General features: G+C 71.7%; 19 protein-coding genes. 10 read left to right on the plus strand and 9 right to left on the minus strand.

Features of this window, described 5'->3' with window-relative positions; genetic code table 11:
• Positions 1–4: 4 nt before the first annotated feature.
• Positions 5–1,588 (minus strand): D-alanyl-D-alanine carboxypeptidase/D-alanyl-D-alanine endopeptidase, encoded by a 1,584-nt coding sequence (dacB, locus tag OOJ91_RS27015; RefSeq protein ID WP_266249323.1) that lies wholly within the window; start codon positions 1,586–1,588, stop codon positions 5–7.
• Between the two features lie 67 nt (positions 1,589–1,655).
• Positions 1,656–2,372, minus strand: a complete 717-nt coding sequence (locus OOJ91_RS27020; protein WP_266249325.1) for an MIP/aquaporin family protein — start codon at positions 2,370–2,372, stop codon at positions 1,656–1,658.
• A 304-nt stretch (positions 2,373–2,676) separates the two neighbouring features.
• Here OOJ91_RS27020 and OOJ91_RS27025 point away from each other — a divergent pair, with 304 nt between their 5' ends.
• Entirely contained in the window at positions 2,677–2,958 is a 282-nt protein-coding gene (locus tag OOJ91_RS27025; RefSeq protein WP_266249326.1) for an adhesin, read from the plus strand.
• Between the two features lie 61 nt (positions 2,959–3,019).
• On the opposite strand, the gene OOJ91_RS27030 is transcribed toward OOJ91_RS27025, so the two are convergent.
• Positions 3,020–4,090, minus strand: a complete 1,071-nt coding sequence (locus tag OOJ91_RS27030; protein WP_266249328.1) for a beta family protein — start codon at positions 4,088–4,090, stop codon at positions 3,020–3,022.
• Positions 4,091–4,181: 91 nt separating this feature from the next.
• Between OOJ91_RS27030 and OOJ91_RS27035 the strand changes: the two genes are divergently transcribed.
• The 4 genes from OOJ91_RS27035 (at position 4,182) to OOJ91_RS27050 (ending at position 9,214) form a co-directional block, all read left to right on the plus strand.
• Positions 4,182–5,069, plus strand: a complete 888-nt coding sequence (locus OOJ91_RS27035) for a sulfotransferase domain-containing protein (RefSeq protein WP_266249329.1) — start codon at positions 4,182–4,184, stop codon at positions 5,067–5,069.
• A 294-nt stretch (positions 5,070–5,363) separates the two neighbouring features.
• Positions 5,364–5,756, plus strand: coding sequence for a cupin domain-containing protein (locus OOJ91_RS27040; RefSeq protein ID WP_266249332.1), 393 nt, complete (start codon positions 5,364–5,366; stop codon positions 5,754–5,756).
• 42 nt (positions 5,757–5,798) lie between these two features.
• A complete protein-coding gene (locus OOJ91_RS27045) occupies positions 5,799–7,595 on the plus strand; it encodes a glycoside hydrolase family 15 protein (RefSeq protein WP_266249334.1) in 1,797 nt (598 codons plus the stop codon).
• Between the two features lie 242 nt (positions 7,596–7,837).
• The gene (locus OOJ91_RS27050) at positions 7,838–9,214 is read left to right on the plus strand and encodes a pectate lyase (RefSeq protein WP_266249336.1); all 1,377 of its coding nucleotides are present in this window, start codon (positions 7,838–7,840) and stop codon (positions 9,212–9,214) included.
• A 39-nt stretch (positions 9,215–9,253) separates the two neighbouring features.
• Here the strand turns inward: OOJ91_RS27050 and OOJ91_RS27055 are convergent, their stop codons facing one another.
• Positions 9,254–10,444, minus strand: a complete 1,191-nt coding sequence (locus tag OOJ91_RS27055) for a threonine synthase (protein WP_266249339.1) — start codon at positions 10,442–10,444, stop codon at positions 9,254–9,256.
• Positions 10,445–10,458: 14 nt separating this feature from the next.
• Positions 10,459–11,508: a DNA polymerase ligase N-terminal domain-containing protein gene (locus tag OOJ91_RS27060; protein WP_266249340.1), complete on the minus strand. Its 1,050-nt coding sequence runs from the start codon at positions 11,506–11,508 to the stop codon at positions 10,459–10,461.
• A 94-nt stretch (positions 11,509–11,602) separates the two neighbouring features.
• Here OOJ91_RS27060 and OOJ91_RS27065 point away from each other — a divergent pair, with 94 nt between their 5' ends.
• The 3 genes from OOJ91_RS27065 to OOJ91_RS27075 all read left to right on the plus strand — a co-directional run bounded on the left by OOJ91_RS27065 (position 11,603) and on the right by OOJ91_RS27075 (position 13,637).
• Positions 11,603–12,391: an aldo/keto reductase gene (locus OOJ91_RS27065; protein WP_266249341.1), complete on the plus strand. Its 789-nt coding sequence runs from the start codon at positions 11,603–11,605 to the stop codon at positions 12,389–12,391.
• 125 nt (positions 12,392–12,516) lie between these two features.
• A complete protein-coding gene (locus OOJ91_RS27070) occupies positions 12,517–12,672 on the plus strand; it encodes a hypothetical protein (RefSeq protein WP_266249344.1) in 156 nt (51 codons plus the stop codon).
• On the plus strand, positions 12,672–13,637 hold the full coding sequence (locus OOJ91_RS27075) for a golvesin C-terminal-like domain-containing protein (protein WP_266249345.1): 966 nt from the start codon (positions 12,672–12,674) through the stop codon (positions 13,635–13,637). The genes OOJ91_RS27070 and OOJ91_RS27075 overlap by 1 nt, the downstream gene beginning before the upstream one ends.
• A gap of 131 nt (positions 13,638–13,768) precedes the next feature.
• On the opposite strand, the gene OOJ91_RS27080 is transcribed toward OOJ91_RS27075, so the two are convergent.
• Positions 13,769–14,896: a GH12 family glycosyl hydrolase domain-containing protein gene (locus OOJ91_RS27080; protein ID WP_266249347.1), complete on the minus strand. Its 1,128-nt coding sequence runs from the start codon at positions 14,894–14,896 to the stop codon at positions 13,769–13,771.
• A 300-nt stretch (positions 14,897–15,196) separates the two neighbouring features.
• Between OOJ91_RS27080 and OOJ91_RS27085 the strand changes: the two genes are divergently transcribed.
• Positions 15,197–16,303, plus strand: coding sequence for an FAD-dependent monooxygenase (locus tag OOJ91_RS27085; RefSeq protein ID WP_266249349.1), 1,107 nt, complete (start codon positions 15,197–15,199; stop codon positions 16,301–16,303).
• Positions 16,304–16,432: 129 nt separating this feature from the next.
• Complete coding sequence (gene ctaD / locus OOJ91_RS27090) at positions 16,433–18,190, plus strand: aa3-type cytochrome oxidase subunit I (protein WP_266249350.1); 1,758 nt, start codon at positions 16,433–16,435, stop codon at positions 18,188–18,190.
• A gap of 404 nt (positions 18,191–18,594) precedes the next feature.
• Here ctaD and OOJ91_RS27095 read toward each other — a convergent pair whose 3' ends face one another.
• From OOJ91_RS27095 to OOJ91_RS27105, 3 genes are read right to left on the minus strand one after another with little or no spacing between them, the layout of a single operon-like run.
• Positions 18,595–19,845, minus strand: a complete 1,251-nt coding sequence (locus tag OOJ91_RS27095) for an MFS transporter (RefSeq protein WP_266249352.1) — start codon at positions 19,843–19,845, stop codon at positions 18,595–18,597.
• A 40-nt stretch (positions 19,846–19,885) separates the two neighbouring features.
• Positions 19,886–20,467: an isochorismatase family protein gene (locus tag OOJ91_RS27100; protein ID WP_266249353.1), complete on the minus strand. Its 582-nt coding sequence runs from the start codon at positions 20,465–20,467 to the stop codon at positions 19,886–19,888.
• A 36-nt stretch (positions 20,468–20,503) separates the two neighbouring features.
• Entirely contained in the window at positions 20,504–21,790 is a 1,287-nt protein-coding gene (locus OOJ91_RS27105) for a nicotinate phosphoribosyltransferase (protein WP_266249354.1), read from the minus strand.
• Between the last annotated feature and the right edge of the window lie 5 nt (positions 21,791–21,795).

Genomic DNA, 21,795 nt, shown 5'->3' on the forward strand with positions numbered 1-21,795 from the left:
CCGGTCAGCAGGTGATCGGCTTGACCCAGGAACACTCCACGCCCTCCGGTGTACGCGGCGTCTCCGGCACTGCGGGCGGCGCGACCCGTGCCGCGCTCGCGCCGTCGTCTCGGTGGCCGGCCAGCGCCACGGCGATCTGGTCCTCCAGCGGCTTGACCGACGCCGTCAGGTAGTTGTTCAACAGGATGGAGAACGCCAGTAGGTGCCCGTCGGCGCTGGTGACGTAGCCGGACAGCGCGGAGACGCCGGTGAGGCTGCCGGTCTTGGCATGCACGTTGCCCGCCGCCGGGGTGTCGGCCATGCGGCTGCGCAGCGTGCCGCCGACGAACCGTTCCGGCTGCCCGGCGATGGGCAGCGCCGCGTACCAGGTGGGGAACCAGGGCTCGGCCCGCACGGCGGCCAGGAGGTCGACGAACTCCGTCGCGGGCACCAGGTTGCGGCGGGACAGTCCCGAGCCGTCGCGCTGGCGCAGGGTTCCGGTGTCCATGCCGGTGTCGGCGACGTACTCGCTGATCGCCGTGAGGCCCGCGGACCAGGTGCCCGCGCCGGAGAGCACCCGGCCGATCTCCTTGGTCAGGACCTCGGCGTGCCCGTTGTTGGAGAGCTTGAGAAACGGCGTCATCAGCTCGGCCAGGCTCATCGAGTCGTGTCGCGCCACCGGCTGGGCCGCCTCCGGAGTGGGTTCGCCGAGTACCGTCCGGCCGAGCACCCGTACGCCGTGCCGGCGCAGCGCCGCCCGGAACACCTCGGCCGCGTAGCCGGTGGGTTCCCAGACGGTCACCCAGTCGCTTGCCGGCTCGCTGCCGACGGCGATCTGCCCGGTCACCACGATCGTGTTGCCGCCGTGTTCGCGCTCGATGGAGATCGAGGTCTCGCCCTCGCTGACGGTCTCGGCGCGGTTGTCGACGTGGACGTAGCCGGTGGGCGGCGTGGTGCTGACCACCGGCCTCGCGCCGGCCCGGCCGGCCGGCGCGGCGTGCACGATCACGGTGCCCGCGTCGTAGTCGGTGTCCGGCGCGACGGTGAGCGCGGAGACCTGTGCCGCGTAGTAGTAGGGCTCGTCGTCCCACGTCCAGTCGGGGCCCAGCCGGGTGCGGTCGTAGCGGGTGTCGTCGGCGACCAGGTTGCCGGTCACGACCCGGACGCCGTCGGCGGCGACCTGTGCGGCCAGGGCGTCGTAGTCGGCCGCGAGCATGGTCGGGTCACCGCCGCCCCGCAGGTACAGATTGCCGGAGAGCAGCCCGGCGCGGCGCCTGCCCGTGGTGTGGACGTCGGTGCTGAAGTGGTGACCCGGGCCGAGCAGCTCCAGGGCGGCGGTCGAGGTCAGCAACTTGGTGTTGGAGGCCGGGACCAGCCGCCGGTCGCCGTTGCGGTCGTAGAGGGTCTGCCCGGTGCTGGTGTCGACGACGACCACCGACGTCTGGGCGCCGGCCAGCCGACTGTCGGCGAGGATCGTGTCGATTGTGGCGCGCAGTCGGGTCGTCGCGGCGGTGGGCGACTCGGCGGTGGCGCCGGACGCGCCGACGGTGGCCGCGGTGGCGGCGAGCGCGAGCAGCGCGACAGCGCGCGGGAAGAGACGACGATGCATGCGCCGATGCTGTCACGAAGGTAATCGCCAGAGAAGAGCCTCGGTCGAAGGTTATTGCCGCCAGCGTCTACTTCGGTCCGCCGACCGACCTGTCGTGCCCACCCCAGTAGTGCCGCTGCGCGCCCATGACCAGTGGCGCCACCAGCGCGGCGAGAGCGCCGCCGAGCAGCGGGAAGACGATGAACACCCAGAGCTGGCGGAGTGCGGTGCCCCCCTCGAAGACCGCCGGACCGAAGGCGCGGGCCGGGTTGACCGCTGCGCCGGTCAGCGTCACGCCGACCAGTTGGGTCGCGGCCAGGGCCAGCCCGATGGCGACGCCCGCGACGCCCGGGTTCTCGCTGCGGCTCGTCACGACCAGGATGACCAGGACGAAGAGGAACGTCAGTACGATCTCCAGCACGGCGGCGCCGCCCCGGTTGATGTGCGCGCCGTACCCGTTCGAGCCCAGCGCCCCGGTCTGGTCCGCCACGTCACCCCAGCGGGTCAACGCCCAGAGCAGGAAGCCGGCCACTGTCGCCCCGACGAACTGGGCGATCCAGTAGGCCACCGCGCCGATCACCGAGATCTTGCCGGACAGCAGCACGCCGAGCGTCACCGCCGGGTTGACGTGACTGCCGGAGAGCGGGCCGATCGTGTAGACGAGGGCCAGCATGACGAACCCGAAGGCCAGCGCGACGACCACCACGCCGCCCTGGATTCGCGCGGCGACGGCCGCACCCACGCCGAAGAAGACGAGCAGCAGGGTGCCGAGGAACTCGGCCGCGGCACGACGGACGTCATCCATTTCCCCAGCGTAAGGATGATTCGGGCAAAACGGTGGGGGAATCGGGTGTGCCCGGCGAACCGAGATCGTTCGTGGCTCGCACCCACACACCCACCCCGTACTCGACTGATCCGGCTCTATTTGACGGATCGCCTGGCAGCGGGCACCGTGGGCAGGGACGGGGCCCTTCAGCTGCCCCGATGCGATGCGACGGCGATGACCGTCCGTCCCTCCTGTCGCCTCCCACGCGTGCTCGTACGCGGACCATCTGTCCGGTCTGCGTGACAACCGACCGCGAGCCGAGAATCCACGAGGAGTTCCGCACATGCTCACCATGACCGACAATGCCGTGCTCGTCATCCGTGACCTCGCCAACCAGCAGGACGTGGCCGAGGACGGCGGTGTGCGGATCGCCGCCGACGCCGACGCCGGATCCCTCACCGTGGAACTGGTGCCCGAGCCGGAGCAGGGCGACCACGTCGTCGACAACCAGGGCGCCCGGATCTTCCTCGACCCGGACGCCGCCGAACTGCTCGGCGACGCCTCGGTGGACGCCACGGTCGACGACGAGGGGATCATCCAGTTCGGTTTCACCGAGAAGCAGTAGCCGCGGTTCTCACCGCAGCGCTTCCCGGGCGGTTCTCACCGCAGCGCTTCCCGGGCGGTTCTCACCGCAGCGATCGCCCTCGCTGCGGCGGGCCCGACGGGGGGTCCCATCCGGCCCCGGTGCCGTCGTCGGGCGGCACCAGCGCGGCGAGCACGTGCGCCAGGTGGTGCGACGTGCTCCACGCCGTCCAGATGGCGGTCGACCCGGCGCCGGCGCCCCGACGGGCGCGGCGCAGCAACTCGTGGTCGCCCCAGGAGAAGGCCGCCCCGGCGCTCGACCAGTGCGGCGCCGCCACCAGCGTGCGGCACAGGTCGGCGAAGCGGTCCTCGCCCCGACCGCCACGGCGCGACCAGCGGTACACCCACCAGCCGTCGTCGGCGGTGTACCGCACGGTGGGCATCCGGTCGCCCGGATCGCCGGAGTCGGCCAGCGCCGGCCCGACGCCGTAGTCGCCGTAGTCCACCCCGATGTCGGTAAGCCGCCGCCAGAGCTGCCAGTCCCAGCGCTCCAGCCGGATCGGCTCGTCGGTGGGCAGCCGGGACAGCGTCGGCGGCATGCCACCGGCCGCCACCGTCGCCGAGCGCCAGGCGTGGCGACGGGCCCAGTCCAGCAGTCGGCGTACCCGCGGCTCGGCCACCCGCACGTCCGCCGGGCAGCAGACGTCGCCCGCGTCCACCAGCAGGTCGCACTCCTCCGGCGCGAGGCCTGTGAACCGCCAGATCCGCTCGACGGCTGTCGTGTCCGCGTCCGGCCCCGCCCGGTCGTGCGCGACGCGCAGCCGGATCAGGGCCCGCCGCGCGTACGCCCGGGCCGCGGTGCCATGCGCGACCAGCCGCCGGTCACCCTCCGCGAGCCCGATGACGGGCATCAGCGGTACGCCCCACCGAGCCAGCTCCGTGTCGACCGAGTCGGGCAGGGCGGAGACGTCGACGGCCGGCAGCAGCCCGACCGGCAACCGGCGTAGAGCGTCCCGGGTGGAGCGATCGACCGCGCCGATCTCCAGGATCGGGGCGAGCAGCGGGGCGACCGCGGGGTCGAGGTGGTGCAACGCTTCCAGCTCGCCGCGTCGGCGGGTGGCGAGGATGGGGCGGTAGACCGGTTCCGCCGCCCGGCCCCGGTGGGCGGGCACCATACCTCAATCTAGTCAGACATTCGCATACGTCAACGTATTCGGGCCGCAAAATCCGCTGCCCGGCTGTCGCTTCGGCGACTACGCTCGCCCGATGTCCGCGTCACCCCACCGCTACCGCTCCGACGACGAGGACAGCGGCCGCTGGGTCGGGTTCCCGTTCCGCGACGGCGACATCGTGATCAGCACCCGGTCCAAGAGCGGCACCACCTGGATGCAGATGATCTGCGCGCTGCTGGTGCTCGGCACCCCGGAGCTGCCGGCGTCGCTTACCGAGCTGTCGCCCTGGCTGGACTGGCTGGGCGAGCCGCGCGACGCGGTGTACCAGCGGCTGGCCACCCAACCGCACCGCCGGTTCATCAAGACGCACACGCCGCTGGACGGGGTGCCGCTCGACCCTCGGGTGCACTACGTGGTGGTGGCGCGGCATCCGCTGGACATGGCGGTGTCCCTCTATCACCAGTCCGGCAACCTGAACCGGGTCCGGATGGCCGAGCTGACCGGCCATCCCGTGCCGGCGGGCCCGCCGCGGGCCCGTCCGTCGGCACGGGAGTGGTTGCCGAGCTGGGTCGACCACGAGGTGGACCCGCGCGCCGAGCTGGACTCGCTGCCCGGGGTGCTCTGGCACCTGAGCGACGCCTGGGCCCGACGACACGAGCCGAACGTCGAGCTTGTGCACTACGACGACCTCCGGGCCGACCTGGGCGCCCAGATGCGCCGGCTGGCCGAGCGGTGGGACGTCCAGGTGCCCGCCGAGCGGTGGCCCACCCTGGTCGAGGCGGCCACGTTCGATCGGATGCGGGAACGCGCCGACCAGCTCGCCCCGGACATGCTCGGCGTGCTGCGGGACCGCCGGGCGTTCTTCCGCCAGGGCGGCTCCGGGCAGGGGCGCACCCTGCTGGACGGGGACGCTCTGGCCCGCTACGAGGAACGGGCGAGGGCCCTGGCCCCGCCCGACCTGCTCGCCTGGCTGCACCGCTAGCCGAAACTCGCCTGGCTGCGCCGCTGACCGAACTCGTCTTGCCGCGTGCACCGCCAGCCGAAAAGAGCGCACGGCGCCGCTCGACCGTGGTCGGAACGTCGCCGCGCTCTGGCCGTCTCCCACCACCGCAGCCGTTCGGCGGTACGCCGGCGGGGACCTGGCTCGACCGGCCACTCGCGCCGGTCTGGGTTTCTCGATCCCCGGTCTGCGCGGATCCAAACCTGCCGACCGTGGGGAATTCCACCATCTGCCGGTCCCGGCGTGACGCGCGACCGAACGGGGTATGAGCGGGCCATGGAGCATTTCACGATCGCGACAGTCGCCGAGAAGAGCCCGGACTTCCGGCGGGTGCTGTGGACCGGCGAGCACACCCAGCTGGTGATCATGACCATTCCGCCGGGCGGGGAGATCGGCGAGGAGGTGCACGACGGCATCGACCAGATCCTGACCTTCGTCAGCGGAACGGGTGAGGCCCGGGTCGCCGGCGCGAAGCGGGACGTCGTCGCGGGCGACCTGGTCGTCGTGCCGTCCGGGACGAAGCACAACTTCGTCAACACCGGCCCGAACCCGCTTGTGCTCTACACCGTCTACGGCCCTCCGGAGCACGCCGACCAGGCCGTGCACCACACCAAGGAGGAAGCCGACAGGGCCGAGGAGGCCGGCGAGGACGAGCCGCCGACCGCGTGACGGCGGCGGCCTGAAGCAGGCCGATCCGGGTACGCGCGGCGAGTGCGGCAGCTGCGGATCTCCGACTACGGGTACCTCTCGGACGCCCGCTCCGGGGCGCTCGTCGGCATCGACGGATCGGTCGACTGGTGGTGTCCGCACCGGTTCGACGGCCCCTCGGTGTTCGGGCGGCTGCTCGACCCGAACGGGGGACACTTCCGGTTGGCGCCCGTCGGCGTCGGCGGCCCCGGTTACCGGGTCGAGCGCGCGTACCGGCCGGACACGCTCGTGCTGCGCACGGTGCACCACACTCCGTACGGCAGCGTGGCGGTGACGGACGCGCTCGCCACCGAGATCGGCGCCCGCGCCCACGACCTGGGCAAGAACTCACCGGCAGTGCTCGTCCGAGTGGTCGAGGGCCTGTCCGGGCGGGTCCGGATGATGCTGGACTTCGCCCCCCGCCCGGAGTACGGGCTGCTCACGCCGTACCTGCATGAGCAGCCCGGCGGCGGGGTGCTGGCCGGCGCCGGGCCGGTGGTGCTGGTGCTGCGCGCCGGAGACCTACCGCTGCGGGCCGGCCGGGACCGGGTGACCCACGAGTTCGAGATCTCCGCCGGTCAGGTGGTCGGGATGGACGTGGCATTCGGGCAGACGTACGGGACGCCGCCCGTCCGGCTGGACCCGCTGGCCGCCCTCGCCGAGACGACGCGGGCGTGGGAGGCGTTCCGGGAGACGCACGGGTACTCCGGCCGCTACCCCGAGCTGGTCCGGCACAGCGCGACAGTGCTGGGCGGCCTCACGTACGCCCGCAGCGGAGCGGTGATCGCGGCGCCGACCACCTCGTTGCCGGAGCGGATCGGCGGCGATCGCAACTACGACTACCGATACTCCTGGTTGCGGGACTTCTCGCTGACCATGCGGGCGCTGTGGGTGGCGGCCTGCCCGGACGAGACGTCGCGGCTGTTCGCCTGGGTGGCCCGGTCGATCGGCCGGGTCGGCGACGAGCCGGTGCCGGTGCTCTTCGGGTTGGAGGGCGAACGTGACGTCTCCGAGCACCACTGCCATCACGTGCGCGGATACCTCGACAGCCGGCCGGTGCGGATCGGCAACGACGCGTGGCGGCAGCGGCAGCTCGACGTGCCGGGTGAGGTGATGTCGGCGGTGTGGAGGCTGCGCGACTACCTGGGCGTCCCGTTCGAGGAGGAGCTGCGGGAGATGGTGCTCGGGCTGACCGAGCAGGTGGCGGCGACCTGGCATCTGCCGGACCGGGGCATGTGGGAGACCCGGGGTGAGGAACGGCACTATCTCTCGTCGAAGGTCTCCTGCTGGCTGGCCATGGACCGCGCCGTGGGGCTCGCCGACCGGCTCGGTGACCGTGCCGATCCGCGTCGCTGGGCCGGCGTACGCGACGAGATCCGCGCGGCGGTGCTGCGCGAGGGGTGGAACGACCGGATCGGCGCGTTCACCGGCGCGTTCGGGTCGCCGGAGCTGGACGCTTCGGTGCTGGCCCTGCCGGTGGCGCACTTCCTGCCGGCCACCGATCCACGGATGCGCTCCACCATCGCGATGGTGGAGCGTGACTTGGGCACGGACAACGGGCTGGTCCGGCGGTGGACGACCGACCCGGCCGGGTTCCTGCTGTGCTCGTTCTGGCTGGTGGAGTGCCTGGTGATGGCGGGTGAGCCGCGCCGGGCCGAGGAGCTGTTCGAACGGGTGGTGGGCAACGCCAACGACGTGGGGCTGTTCAGCGAGCAGATCGACCTGACCACCGGCGCGCAGCTCGGCAACACGCCGCAGGCGCTGTCGCACATCGGGCTGATCAACGCGGCGTGGCGGCTGACCGAGCCGGAGAGCTTCTGACCGGTCCCGCCGGAATCCTGCAACAGACCTGCAAACGCCAGGCATTGACGGTGATGCGTGCGCAGTCCTAGCCTCGAAGAGGCGGGAAAGCCCTTTCCCACGGCTTTCATCCCGCTTCACCCCGCTCCGGATCCGGGCATCCGACGGGGCACACCGATCCCAGGCCGGCGGCACGCCATGCCTGCATGTCTGTCCGACGGACGGCCGTGGGATCACCACCACACGCGTCAAGGAGGACAACTGTGCGCAAGAGACAACTCCCCGGCCGGCGACCACTGGTGCTGGCGGTGGGCGCCGGCGTGACCGTGGCGGCCCTCGTCGCCGGCATGACCTCGGCCTTCGCGGCCACCGTGTTCAGCGACACCTTCGACGACGGCGACACCTCCGGCTGGTCCAAGTCCGGCGGCACCTGGGCGGTTGACGGCTCGGGTGTGCTCAACCAGTCCAACGCCGGCAGCGAGCTGGCCCGGCAGTTCGCCGGGCAGACCAGCTGGACCGACTACTCCGTACAGGCACGGGTCCGACCGGCGAGCTTCGGCTCGTCAAGCGCCCTGGTCGGGCTGGCCGCCCGATCCACCAGCAGCACCAAGATGTACCGCCTCGCCCTGCTCGGCTCCGGCCGGGCCGAACTGCAGGCCGTCAACGGCAGCAGCATCACCGCGATCGGCTCCGCGTCGCTCGGCGTCGCCGCCGGCACCTGGTACACCCTGCGCATCGAGGCCAGTGGCAGCACCGTCCGCGGCTTCGTCAACGGCACCCAGATCGCCTCCGGCAGTAACAGCCTGGCCAGCGCGGGCCGGATCGGCCTGGTCACCGCGTACGCCAGCGGCGGCTTCGACGACGTGGTCGTCGACTCGTCCGGCGGGGGCACCCCGACCACGCCGCCGGCGACCACCGCAGGGCCGAGCACACCGCCACCCACCACGTCGGCCCCGACCACCCCACCGCCAGCGGGGTGGCCGACGCCCACCAGCAGCCAGAAGGTGGACGCGACAATTCCAGTGACCGGCACCTTCGACGGTGGGCTCAAGCGCTACTACGGCATCGGCGACGGTGGGCAGAGCGAGAGTCAGGACCCGATGTTCGAGCTGGCCGCCGGCGCCACCCTGCGCAACGTCATCATCGGTGCGCCGGCCGGCGACGGCGTGCACTGCGAGGGCAACTGCACACTGATCAACGTCTGGTGGGAGGACGTGGGCGAGGACGCGGCCACCTTCCGCGGCGGCACCACGTACACGGTCGATGGTGGTGGCGCCCGCTCGGCCAGCGACAAGGTCTTCCAGCACAACGGCGCGGGCACCGTCTACATCAAGAACTTCCGGGTGGAGAACGCCGGGAAGCTCTACCGGGCCTGCGGCAACTGCTCCACGTCGTACCAGCGGCACGTGGTGATCGACAACGTGGTCGTGAGGGACACCGACGCGATCGCCGGCATCAACACCAACTGGGGCGACACCGCCCGGTTCAGCCGGATCACCATCGTCGGCGACCCGGACCGGGAGACCTCGATCTGCGTCAAGTACAAGGGAGTGCCCAAGGGCAGCGAGCCGACGAAGATCGGCGAGGGCGCCGACGGCGTCAACTGCTTCTACGCGCCGTCCGACATCACCTACCAGTAGGCCCGGCCGCCGGCACCCCGCCGTCCCCGGGGTGCCGGCTCAGGCCAGCACGGGTACGCCGGAGACGTCGACAGTCTCCGGATACTTCAGCCCCGCGCCGGTGTTGAGCACCACCACCCGTTCCCCGGCGCGGATCCAGCCACCGGCGCGTAGCTGCCGCGCCGCGGTCAGGCAGGCCGCGCCCTCGGGGCAGAGCAGCAGCCCCTCACGGGCGGCGAAATCCCGCAGGTCGGCCAGGATCTCCGCGTCGTCGACGGCGACCGCGGTGCCGGCGGACGCCCGCAGCGCGGCCAGGATCAGCTCGTCGCCCAACGGGGACGGCACGGTGATGCCGAACGCCACCGTGTGCGCGTCCTCCCACGGCTGGGCCCGGGACTCGCCGGCGGCGAAGGCCCGCACGATCGGCGCGCAGCCTGTCGACTGCACCGCCACCAGCCGGGGCAGCTTGTCGCCGACCCAGCCCAGCTCGCGCATCTCGTGCAGCGCCTTGTGGATGCCGATCAGACCGACCCCGCCACCCGTCGGATAGATGATCACGTCGGGCACCTGCCAGCCGAGTTGCTCGACGATCTCGTACCCCATCGTCTTCTTGCCCTCCAGCCGGTAGGGCTCGCGCAGCGTGCCGGCGTCGAAGATCGCCCCTTCGGACTCGGCGATCAGCTCGGCCACCCGGCGGCCCGCGTCGCTGATCAGCCCGTCCACCAGGCGCAGGTCGGCGCCGGCGGCCACGCACTCGCGCCGGCAGATGGTCGGCGCCGCCAGCGGCATCACGATGGTGGCGCCCATCCCGGCGCGTGCCGCGTACGTCGCCCACGCCGAACCGGCGTTGCCGTTGGTGGGCATCGCGATCCGCTCGACGCCCAACTCGCGAGCCCGACTCACGCCCACCGCCGCGCCGCGCGCCTTGAACGAGCCGGTCGGGACCAACCCCTCGTCCTTGACCATCAGGTCCGCGATGCCGATCTCCGCGCCGTACGACGGGGTGCGCAGCAGCGGCGTCCAGCCCTCACCGAGCGTGGTGACGTGCCGGGGGTCGGCGACGGGCAGCAGCTCCCGGTACCGCCACAGGTCGGCCGGGCGCAGGCCGAAACGCTCCGGGGTGACCGCCTTCGCCACCGCCGGCAGGTCGTAGCGGGCCAGCAGTGGCGAGCCGCACTCGCAGAGGTTCTGCAGCTTGTCGGCGGCGTACTCCAGGCCGCAGCGTGGGCAGTCAAGATGGGTCAGGTACACGTCGCTCCTCGCCGTCAGGCCGCGTCGATGCTCAGCCACCGTCGGCTGCGCCGGCCCGGCTCGTACACCGAGTCCAGCCGCTTGGCGACCACACCGGGCAGCCCCTGCTCCCGCCCGGTGCGCAGGGCCTCGTCGCCGGCACCGGGAAACCACGGCGGAGTCTGCCAGTGCGTACCGGCCAACGCCAGCCCATCGAGCAGTTCCCGGCGTTGCGTGTACGGGACGTCGACGCTGCTCACGCCCTCCAACCACAGCAGGTCGACGAGCAGGAACTGGGCGCCGGCCGGGACGCGGCCACCGCTGGCGGGACGCGCGGGGCGCACCCGGCCGGAGCCGTCGATGCGGACGAGCACGCCGTCGAGCACCGCCTCGGTGGGCGCCAACGCCTCGGCCAGCGCGCGCAGCCACGGGTAACCGCCGGTGATCTCCTCGTCGGTCTCGGAGAGCAGCCGCAACCGCCCGCCGGAGACGTACGCCATCGCCCGGACCCCGTCCCAGCGCAGCTCGTAACCCCACGCGGCGCGGTCGCGGGGCAGCCCGGCGGCGGGCGTGGCGTGCATCGGGCGGACCAGTTCGGGCATCGGCGTCCAGCCCGGCGGGGCGGGATCGGTGCGGCGGACCATCCAGTCCCGACCACCTGTGGCGAACAGCGCGTAGCGGCCGGCGGTGCGGTCACCGGAGAGCGTGACGATCACCTCGTCGTCGCGCCACTTCTCGCAGCGGTACGTGCCGCGATCGTGGATGACCATCCGGCCGCCCCCGTACTCGCCGGCGGGGATCTCGCCGGAGAAGTCCAGGTACTCCATCGGGTGATCCTCGGTGTGCACGGCGAGGTGGTTGCGGCCCGGGTCGCGGGGCAGGCCGCGCGGCACCGCCCAGGACGCGAGCACGCCCTCGTGCTCCAGCCGTAGGTCCCAGTGCAGGCTGCGGGCGTGGTGCTGCTGGATGACGAAGCGCCCGGCGCCCTCGTCGGGCCCCGTCGCCGTGGGGCCGCGCTCCGGCACCGGCTCGGGTGTACGGGCGGCGTCGCGTCGGCGTCGGTACTCCTCCAGCCGGTCGGTCACACCGGCATTCTCCGGCAAACCGGGCCATTGCGCTGACCGCCGGAGTGTCCGGTTCGCTCGGCGTCCGGGGGCGCGGCGGGGTAGAACGGACCTCATGGACCTCAGCGACCAGCCCACCGCCCTGCTCCCGGGTGACGTGCGGATGCCTCTGCTCGGCTTCGGCACCTGGCAGGCCACCGGCCAGGCGGGTTACGACGCCGTGCTGGCCGCGCTCGACACCGGCTACCGGCACCTCGACACCGCCACTGTCTACGGCAACGAGCGGGAGGTCGGCCGGGCGGTGCGGGAGAGCGGGCTGCGTCGCGAGGACCTCTTCGTCACCACCAAGCTCCCTCCGGACCGGATGGGCCGGGAGCGCGAGACGTTGGAGGCCAGCCTGGAGGCGCTCGGCGTCGACCAGGTGGACCTCTGGTTGATCCACTGGCCACCGTCCTCGCCTGCGGACAGCATCCCGCTGTGGCGCGAGTTGCTGGCCGCCCGGGACGAGAACCTGACCCGCGCCGTCGGGGTCAGCAACTACAGCACGGGCGAGATCGACGAGTTGATCCAGTCGACCGAGGAGAACCCGGCGGTCAACCAGATCCGGTGGAGCCCCGCGCTGTACGACAGGCAGCGGCACGCCGAGCACCGGGACCGGGGCGTGGTGCTGGAGGGGTACAGCCCGTTCAAGACCAGCGACCTCAGCGATCCGGTGCTGACCAGGATCGCCGCGGCGCACGGCGTCTCCCCGGCGCAGGTGGTGCTGCGGTGGCACATCGACCACGAGATCGTGGTGATCCCGAAGTCGGTGACCCCGGAGCGGATCAGCGCCAACTTCGACGTCTTCCACTTCTCGTTGACGGCGGAGGAGATGCGCGACATCGACGCGCTCGGCGACGCCTGAGCCGGCGGAATCCTTCACGGCATGGCCTGAAAGTGAAGGCTATCGACATCGACGCTCATGACGGTATAGCGTGCCGTCATCACGCGCGTCGATGCCTGTGAACCCCTCGCCGCTGGAGGACCGCCATGGCCCGATCCCCGTCTGTCCGTCTGCGTCGCCGTGGGGTGCTCGGCATCCCCGCCCTGGTGGCCGCCGCGCTCACCACACTCGCCGTCCGACCCGCCCCGGCGAGCGCCGCTCCGAAGGCCGAGTGCCTGGCCGACCTGTTGCAGGACTCCTGATGGCGACCATCCCGTGGCTCGTGGACGTGCTGCGCGGCGCCGGGGTCCAGGTCGTCGTCGAGGGCGACTGGCTCAACCGGATGCGACCCGGCTCGTTCGACCCGATCGGGGTGCTCTGGCACCACACCGCCTCGACCTCAAGCGCCAGCAACCCGCACCCGGCGCTCGGCATCTGCATCAACGGCCGCTCCGACCTGGCCGGCCCGCTCTGTCAGGCGCTCGTCGACTACAACGGCGTCTTCCACGTCATCTCCGCCGGCCGCTGCAACCACGCCGGGGTCAGCGGCGGCAGCGGCCCCATCCCCGCCGGTGACGGCAACACCCTGATGATCGGGTGGGAGATCGACTACAACGGCGTCGACCAGCAGATGACCACCGCGCAGTACAACTCGTCGATCGCCGCTACCGCCGCCGTACTCACCCGGCTCGGCCGGGACAGCAGCTACGCCCGGGGCCACCGGGAGACAAGCACCACCGGCAAGATCGACCCGTCCTTCATCGACCTGAACGTGATGCGCGCCGACGTCGCCGCGAAGATGGCCGGCGGCGGGACCGCGTGGTCCTCCACCGTGGACAACACGACCTCCGGCCGGTTCACGGCAAGCGCCAACTGGGGCGTGTCGACGTTCTCCAGCCAGCGGTACGGCGCCGACTACCGCTACGCCGACCCGATCGCGGTCAGCGACCCCGCCTGGTACAAGTTCAACGTGCCGGCGACCGGCAGCTACCGGGTCGAGGCGTGGTGGCCGACGAACAGCGGCTACAACAGCGCCACCCCGTACATCGTCGCCACCACCACCGGCAACAAAACGGTGTACGTGGACCAGCGGGTGACCGGCGGGCAGTGGCGCGTCCTCGGCACGTTCACCCTGCCGGCGGGTGACGCCAACCGGGTGGCGGTGAGCCGCTGGAGCAACGCCACCGGCCTGGTCATCGCCGACGCCGTACGCCTCACCCGGGTCTGACTCGGCTTGATCGACTCGATTTCCTGGAAGTCGGGGTGTCCCACGCGCGGCGATGCCCCGACGTCAAGGAACCCGAGTGGATCTCTCGCGTGGGTGGGGGCGCGACCGCGTGGTCGCGCCCCCACGACAGCTCAGGAGCGGGAGCAGGTGGCGCCGTTGAGCGCGAAGCTGGTCGGGGACGAGTACGACCCGCTCAGCGTCCCCTGGTAGCCGAAGCTGGCCGTGCCGCCGGGTGCGACCGACCCGTTGTGGCTGACGTTGCGGGCGGTCACCGTCGACCCGCTCTGGCTCACCGTGGCGTTCCAGGCGTTGGTGACCTGCTGCCCGCCGGGCAGGCTGTAGGTCAGCGTCCAGCCGTTGATCGCGCTGGACCCGGTGTTGGTGATCTGGACGTCGGCGGTGAAGCCGTTGTTCCACGCGTTGGCCGTGTACTTCACCGCGCAGCCCGCGCTGCCGCCCGGCGGCGGGGTCGTCGGCGGCGGGTTGGTGGGGTTGCCGCCGCCACCGTTGACGTTTGCCGAGAACGAGGTCACCGCGAGGCCGGCACCACCCTGCCACGGCTCGAAGCCGGCCTGGATGCTTGTCAGGTACCAGGAGTTGGTGATCGCGCCCCGGTTGCGGGTGTCGTTGATGAAGTCCAGCACGCTGAAGTTCAGGCTGGAGACCGCCGACGACGCGACGTACGAGATGACGTTGTTGGAGCCGTTGCTGCCCCGCCAGACCTCCCAGGTCCGGCCGGCCAGGTTGGTCGTGCCGACCACCGAGCCGATGGGCTGGATCGGGCCCTGGCGGTTGAGCCAGATCATGATCTCCATCTGGTTCACCCCGTCCCGCTTGGGCGACGGGTCGAGCCAGATGTCGTACGCCGCGTCGTAGATGGCGCCGCTGACGTACCGGTAGGAGATGCTGCTGGTGGCGCTGCTGATCTGCGACACCTGGATCGGCAGGTTCGTGCCGGGGGAACAGTTGGTGTAGTGACAACCGAGGAACACCGAGGGGTACGACGTGGGCGCCCCGTTGGTGGGGCTGCTGCCGTTCAGCGTGGTGATCTCGAAGCCGTTGCTGGTGACGTTGATGCACTGCTGGGCGGAGGTGCCCCAGCGGTTGTTCTGCACGACGTAGCGACCCTGGATGACTGTCGAGCCGTACTGTTCGCAGATCTGGGTGTCGGCGGAGGCGCTGCCGCCGAGGGCCACGGCGACGAGCGAGCTGGCGACCAGCAGACCGGCGGCAGCCAGGGCCCGAAGTTGACGTTTCATGACGCTCCTTGACTCGGCGCGTGCCGGGCGCCGGATGTGGTGGGATGGTGCGGGAGCGCTCCCACGCTCAACGACACATTTACATGCCTGAAACTAAGGCGCAACCGCCCGCGTCAAACTGGTGAATTGTGAGGATTGCCATCCCGCCACCGAACGGGCGTCGAGGGCCGACCAGCTAAGCGGCGCGAACGGCCGAGGAGCGGATCCGGCGGCCCGATCAGGCCCTGGTGTGCGCCGATAGCTCCGAGTAGCGTGTTGCCTCCGACGCGTTCCGCTCCCCCTCCGGAGGCGTACACCACCATGGGTGGCTCCCCCCTGCGCATTCTCATCGTCGGCGCGGGCATCGCCGGCCTGGCCGTCGCCCGGGCCCTGCGCCTGGCGGGCTTCCGGCCCGACGTCACCGACAAGCTGCCCCCGGGGGAGTCGACCGAGACCGGCCTCTACCTGCCCGGCAACGCCGCCCGCGCGCTGCACCGGCTGGACCTGCACGACCCGGTCCGTCCTCTCGGGCAGGTGATCCACCGGCAGCGGTTCTTCGACGCCGCGGGGCTGCCCCTCTGCGAGGTGGACCTCGACGCCCTCTGGGCCGGCGTCGGCGAGTGCCGGGCGCTGCCCCGGGCGGACCTGCACCGGGTGCTGCTCAGCGGCGCCGGCGGCGCCGTCCGACACGGCGCCGAGGTCCGCACCCTCGATCTGCTGCCGCGCGCGGTCGGGGTCACCTTCACCGACGGCACGAGCACCGAGTACGACCTGGTCATCGGCGCCGACGGGCCGCGTTCCTCGGTCCGGGCCCTGGCCGCGCTCGGCGGGCCACCCCGCCCGGCCGGGCACGTCGTCTACCGGGCCGTCCTGCGAGACGGCCCGCCCGTCACCGACTGGACCGCGCTGCTCGGGCAGCGCTCCGGTCTGCTGCTGGTGCCGATCGGGGAGGGGCGGCTGCACTGCTACGCCGACGAGGCGGGCACCGAGCCGCCCGCCGACCCGGTGGCCCGGCTGCGCGAACTCTTCGCCGACTACCGGGGGCCGGTGCCCGAGGTGCTGGACATGCTCGACCGGGTGCACGCCGGGATCACCGACGAGGTCGAGCTGGGCCGCTGGTACCGGGGGCGGGTGCTGCTGGTCGGCGACGCCGCGCACGCCACCGCGCCGACCCTGTCCCAGGGCGCCGCGATGGCCCTGGAGGACGCCGTGGTGCTGGCCGAGTCGTTGCGCGCCGCGGGCAGCGTGGAAGCGGCCCTGGTGGCGTACGAGAGTCGTCGTCGCCCGCGTACCCGCTGGGTGGCCGACCGGACCCGCGACCGCAACCGGACCAGGGACGTGCCGCCGGCGCTGCGTGATCCGCTGCTGCGCGGACGCGGCGGACGCATCTTCGGGGAGCACTACCGGTTGCTGGTCGGCCCGCTGTAGGCCCGTAGTAGATCGTGTCACGCCACCCCACGCGGCGCTGCGACCTGCCGAGGACTATCCTCCTTGCGGATGACGGCCCGCAGATAACAGCGTGTGCCGAGCGGGACAACCGAGAACCGGAGGCCACTCGTGACCACCGTCGCACCCAAGCCGGTCGTGACCCGGCCCTGGCCGGTCCGGGAGCCGGTCAAGGGGTCGGCCATCGCGCGGCTGCTGCGTACCACGGACGCGAAGCAGATCGGGATCATGTACATGGTCACCGCGTTCGCGTTCTTCCTGATCGGCGGCCTGATGGCCCTGGTCATGCGGGCTGAGCTGGCCCGACCCGGGCTGCAGTTCCTGTCGCCCGAGCAGTACAACCAGCTCTTCACGATGCACGGCACGATCATGCTGCTGTTCTTCGCGACGCCTATCGTGTTCGCCTTCGCGAACTACATCGTGCCGATCCAGATCGGCGCGCCAGATGTGTCCTTCCCCCGCCTGAACAGCTTCGCCTACTGGCTGTACCTGTTCGGCGGCACGATCGCCACCGCCGGCTTCATCACCCCGGGCGGCGCCGCCGACTTCGGCTGGTTCGCGTACTCGCCGCTGAGCAGCGTCGAGAACTCGCCAGGCGTCGGCGCCAACATGTGGATCATGGGTCTGGCCATCTCCGGCCTGGGCACCATCCTCGGCGCGGTGAACATGATCACCACGGTGCTCACCCTGCGTGCGCCCGGCATGACCATGTTCCGGATGCCGATCTTCACGTGGAACATCCTGGTCACCAGCCTCCTGGTGATCCTGGTCTTCCCGCTGCTGGCCGCCGCGCTGTTCGCGCTCGCCGCGGATCGCATCCTCGGCGCCCACGTGTACGACGCGGCAACAGGTGGGCCGATGCTCTGGCAGCACCTGTTCTGGTTCTTCGGGCACCCCGAGGTGTACATCGTGGCGTTGCCGTTCTTCGGCATCATCAGCGAGATCATCCCGGTCTTCTCCCGCAAGCCGATCTTCGGCTACAAGGGTCTGGTCGCCGCGACCGTCGCGATCGCCGCGCTCTCGATGAGCGTCTGGGCGCACCACATGTTCGCCACCGGTCAGGTTCTGCTGCCGTTCTTCAGCTTCCTGAGCTACCTGATCGCGGTGCCGACAGGCATGAAGTTCTTCAACTGGATCGGCACCATGTGGCGGGGCCAGATCAGCTTCGAGACGCCCATGCTCTGGGCGGTCGGATTCCTGGTCACCTTCCTCTTCGGTGGTCTCACAGGTGTGCTGCTGGCCAGCCCGCCGCTCGACTTCCACGTGTCGGACTCGTACTTCGTGGTGGCGCACTTCCACTACGTGCTCTTCGGCACCATCGTGTTCGCGGTCTTCGCCGGCATCTACTTCTGGTTCCCGAAGATGTTCGGCCGGATGCTCGACGAGCGCCTGGGCAAGGTGCACTTCTGGCTCACCATGATCGGCTTCCACACCACGTTCCTGGTGCAGCACTGGCTCGGCGCCGAGGGCATGCCCCGCCGGTACGCCGACTACCTGCCCGGCGACGGTTTCACCACGCTGAACACGATCTCCACGATCGGTGCGTTCATCACCGGTATCTCCACGCTGCCGTTCATCTACAACTGCTGGAAGTCGTACAAGACCGGCCCGGTGGTCGAGGTGAACGACCCCTGGGGTCACGGCAACTCGCTTGAGTGGGCGACCAGCAGCCCGCCGCCGCTGCGCAACTTCGACCGGATGCCCCGCATCCGCTCCGAGCGGCCGGCGTTCGACATGAAGTTCCCGGAGCTGGCCGCCGGTCAGACCCTTGCCGGTCCGCCGGAGGGTGGCTCCAAGCCGCTGACCAGCGAGTCGGACGGCGGCGCTCGCTACAGCGAGGACACCGCCAGCGACATCGACAGGCACTGACGCTCCAAACCGCTCAGCCGTACGACGGGCGCCGCCCCCGGGACCACCCGGGAGCGGCGCCCGTCGTCATGTCCGCCAGACCTCGCTCCCACCCTCGTCTCACGCGACTCGGCGGGATGCCGTCGCCTACCAGTCCTCCGGCTGCTCGGCCCGGTCCGGCTGTTCGGCCTCCTCCGATCTCCCGCCCGGCCCCTGCGGGTCGATCCGCCTGGTCGGATGGTGCGGGGCCTGTGATGCTGAAGAGCCGTCGGACTCACCACCATCCGCAGCCGGCCCACCCCGTGACCGTTCGAGTGCCACGTAGAGCCGCTGCGGCGCGGTCCGGCGTCGACCCGGCGGGTGCGCCGGCGTGGTGCGACGTCCGCGCGGCCCGCAGCGCGCAGCGGGGGGCGTCCGCGCGGTCCTCAGCGGGTGGCGGCGGCGAGTGCGGGCTCGGTGGGCGACACCGACGCGAGAACGTCGGCGTCGCGACGGCGGCGCAACTCGCCGGGTAGCACGGCCAGGGTGACAAGCGCGCCGAGCGCTCCGGTCACCACGAAGCCCCAGAGCGGCGCGCTGGCGTCGATCACCGCGCCGGCGAGCGGTGCGCCGACAGCGATGCCGACGGTGACCGCCGAGCCGTGCAGGCCCATCGCCTCGCCGCGTACCTCGGCCGGGGCCAGGCGGCTGACGGCGTCGGAGGAGGCCGCGATGGTCGGCGCGCAGAGCGCCCCGGCCGGGATCAGCGCCAGGCAGAGCAGCCACCAGTGCGCGCCGCCCAACCCGACCGGGATGGTGCAGAGCGCGAGCGCGGCGGTGAGGATCAGCGGAGAGAGCGAGCGGTGCACCGCCCCGTAGGCGAAGCCGCCGGCCAGGGAGGCGACCGCCCAGCCGGCCAGCACGGCACCGGTCCAGCTGGCCTCGCCGCTGGCCCGCAGGACCGCGACCACCGCGACGTCGGTGCCGCCGAGCACCAGGGTGGCGGCGGCGCTGAGCGCCAGTACGGCGAGCAGCCGGGGCGTCAGCCACTCCCGGCGAGGCACGTGAGGCCGCGGGCCGGAGGGCTCGGCGGCACTGCGGATCGGTGGGTTCACCAGCCACAGGGCGATCCCGGCGGCGACGATGCCGCCGCCGACGAGGTACATGGTGGTCTGCGCCGAGATCGCGGTGACCAGGGCCACCGCCAACGCGGGGCCGATCATGAAGGACAGTTCGACGGACATGGAGTCCAGCGCGTACGCCGGCCGCCGTTGATCTTCCGGAACCAGCGCGGCGATCGACTGGCGGACGACCGAGAAGATGGGCAGAGCCAGCGAGCCGGCCACGAAGGCGGTCGGCAGCAGCAGGGGGTACGACAACGACGGCGCGGTGGTCCAGAACACCGCCTCGGCGATGCCGGTGAGCACCAGCACCGGACGCAGGCCACGCCTGTCGACCAGGCGGCCGAGCAGCGGGCCACCGATCGCCGCGCCTACCGTGACCGCGGCGCCCACCAGGCCGGCCGCGCCGTAGCCCCGGTCGAGATCGAGCACGACGTGGAAGGTCAGCGTGACGCCTGTCGCCGTGAGCGGGATGCGGGCCAGGACGGCGACCAGCAGCAGCGACCGCAGGCCGGGCAGGGCGAGGGCTGTCCGGTAAGGCTTCAGGTTCATGTTGGTCCGTACCTCCGGCGACATCCTCGGCGGGGGGCGGACCGTTGGCCAACCAATTACCGCCTCATGCGGCCCTGATCACAGGTTCGCCGTGCAGGATCACGCCGGCGCCGTCCATCGCCCGCAACGCCACGTCTGTGGTCTCCGAAGCGACCGCGGCGGTCAGCTCCAGCAGGACGGTGGTGGCGAAGCCCTCCCGGGCGGCGTCGAGCGCGGTGGCGCGGACGCAGTGGTCGGTGGCGATACCGACCACGTCGACCCGGTCCACGTCGTGCCGACGCAGCCAGTCGGCCAGGCACTCGCCGTCGTCGGCGTGCCCCTCGAACCCGGAGTACGCCGCCGCGTGCTCACCCTTGTGGAAGATCGCCTCGACCCGCCCGGTCTCCAGCTCCGGGTGGAACTCCGAGCCGCTGGTGCCGACCACGCAGTGCCGGGGCCACGACTCCACGAAGTCCGGCGGATCGCCGAAGTGTGCGCCCGGGTCGATGTGGTAATCCTTCGTGGCGACCACGTGCTGCCACCGGTCCGGCTCGACGGCGAGCAGCCGGGAGATCCCGGCGGCGACTCCGGCGCCACCCGGGACGGCCAGCGAGCCGCCCTCGCAGAAGTCGTTCTGCACGTCCACGATGATCAGCGCGTCGGCCATCGGGATCTGCCTCTCGGGTCGGGTTGGCGGAGGGGGTCAGGCGGCGGGCACGACAGTGACCGGCACGGCCGGGTCGCCGGCGGAGAGCTTCAACCCCTCCCACGGGATGGAGATGAGGCACTCGCGCAGGTGCTCCCGGGACTCGTCGAGGGTGGGCAGACCCACGGGTTCGCCGTCGATCACGTACGAGCGCTGGAGCAGCCGGTCGTTGGCCTGCCGGTCGGGCACGCCCTGCGGGACGATGATCTCCTCCGTGGCGGTGCCTGTCGGCTTGTGCCGGCGGACCGCGACCTTCCGCCCGCCGATGGTCGCCTTGTGCTCCGACCGCTTCACCACCGGGCGGCCCTCGACCTCGACGAGCTTGTAGACCAGCCCCGCGGTGGGTGCCCCGGAGCCGGTGACCACTGCAGTCCCCGCGCCGTACATGTCGACCGGCTCGGCGGCCAGCGCGGCGATCGAGTACTCGTCCAGGTCGCCCGAGACGATGATCTTCGTCTCGGTGGCGCCCAGCGAGTCCAGCAGTTCCCGGGACTGCTGCGCGATCACCGCGAGGTCACCCGAGTCGATCCGGATCGCCCGCAGCTCCGGCCCGGCCACCGCGATCGCGTTGCGAATGCCCTGGCTGATGTCGTACGTGTCGACAAGCAGCGTGGTGTCCTTGCCCAGCGTGGCCACCTGCGAGGCGAACGCCGCCCGCTCGTCGTCGTGCAGCAGGGTGAACGCGTGTGCCGCAGTGCCCGCCGTGGGGATGCCGTAGCGCTCCCCGGCGGCGAGGTTGGAGGTGAACCGGAAACCGGCCAGGTACGCGGCCCGTGCCGCCGCCACCGCCGCCTCCTCGTGTGCCCGGCGCGATCCCATCTCGATCAGCGCCCGGCCCCGGGCGGCGGTGACCATCCGCGCCGCGGCCGCGGCCACCGCGCAGTCGTGGTTGAGCACGGAGAGCGCCACCGTCTCCAGCACCACGCACTCGGCGAAGCCGCCGGAGACGGTCAGGATCGGCGAACCGGGGAAGAACAGCTCACCCTCGGCGTACCCGTCGATGTCGCCCGTGAAGCGGTAGTCGGTGAGCCAGGCCGCCGCCGCCTCGTCGACCACCCCGGTGCGGCGCAGGAAGTCGACCTCCGTCGGGTCGAACCGGAAGTCGCGGATCAGCTCGATGAGCCGCGCGGTGCCGGCGACGACGCCGTAGCGCCGGCCGCTGGGCAACCGACGGCTGAACACCTCGAAGACACAGCGGCGGTCGGCGGTGCCGTCCTTGAGTGCCGCGCTGACCATGGTCAGCTCGTAGTGGTCGGTCAGCAGCGCGGGGCGGAGGGTGCTCACCGCAC

The sequence above is a fragment of the Micromonospora lupini genome (genome assembly GCF_026342015.1).
Classification (GTDB): Bacteria; Actinomycetota; Actinomycetes; order Mycobacteriales; family Micromonosporaceae; genus Micromonospora; species Micromonospora lupini_B.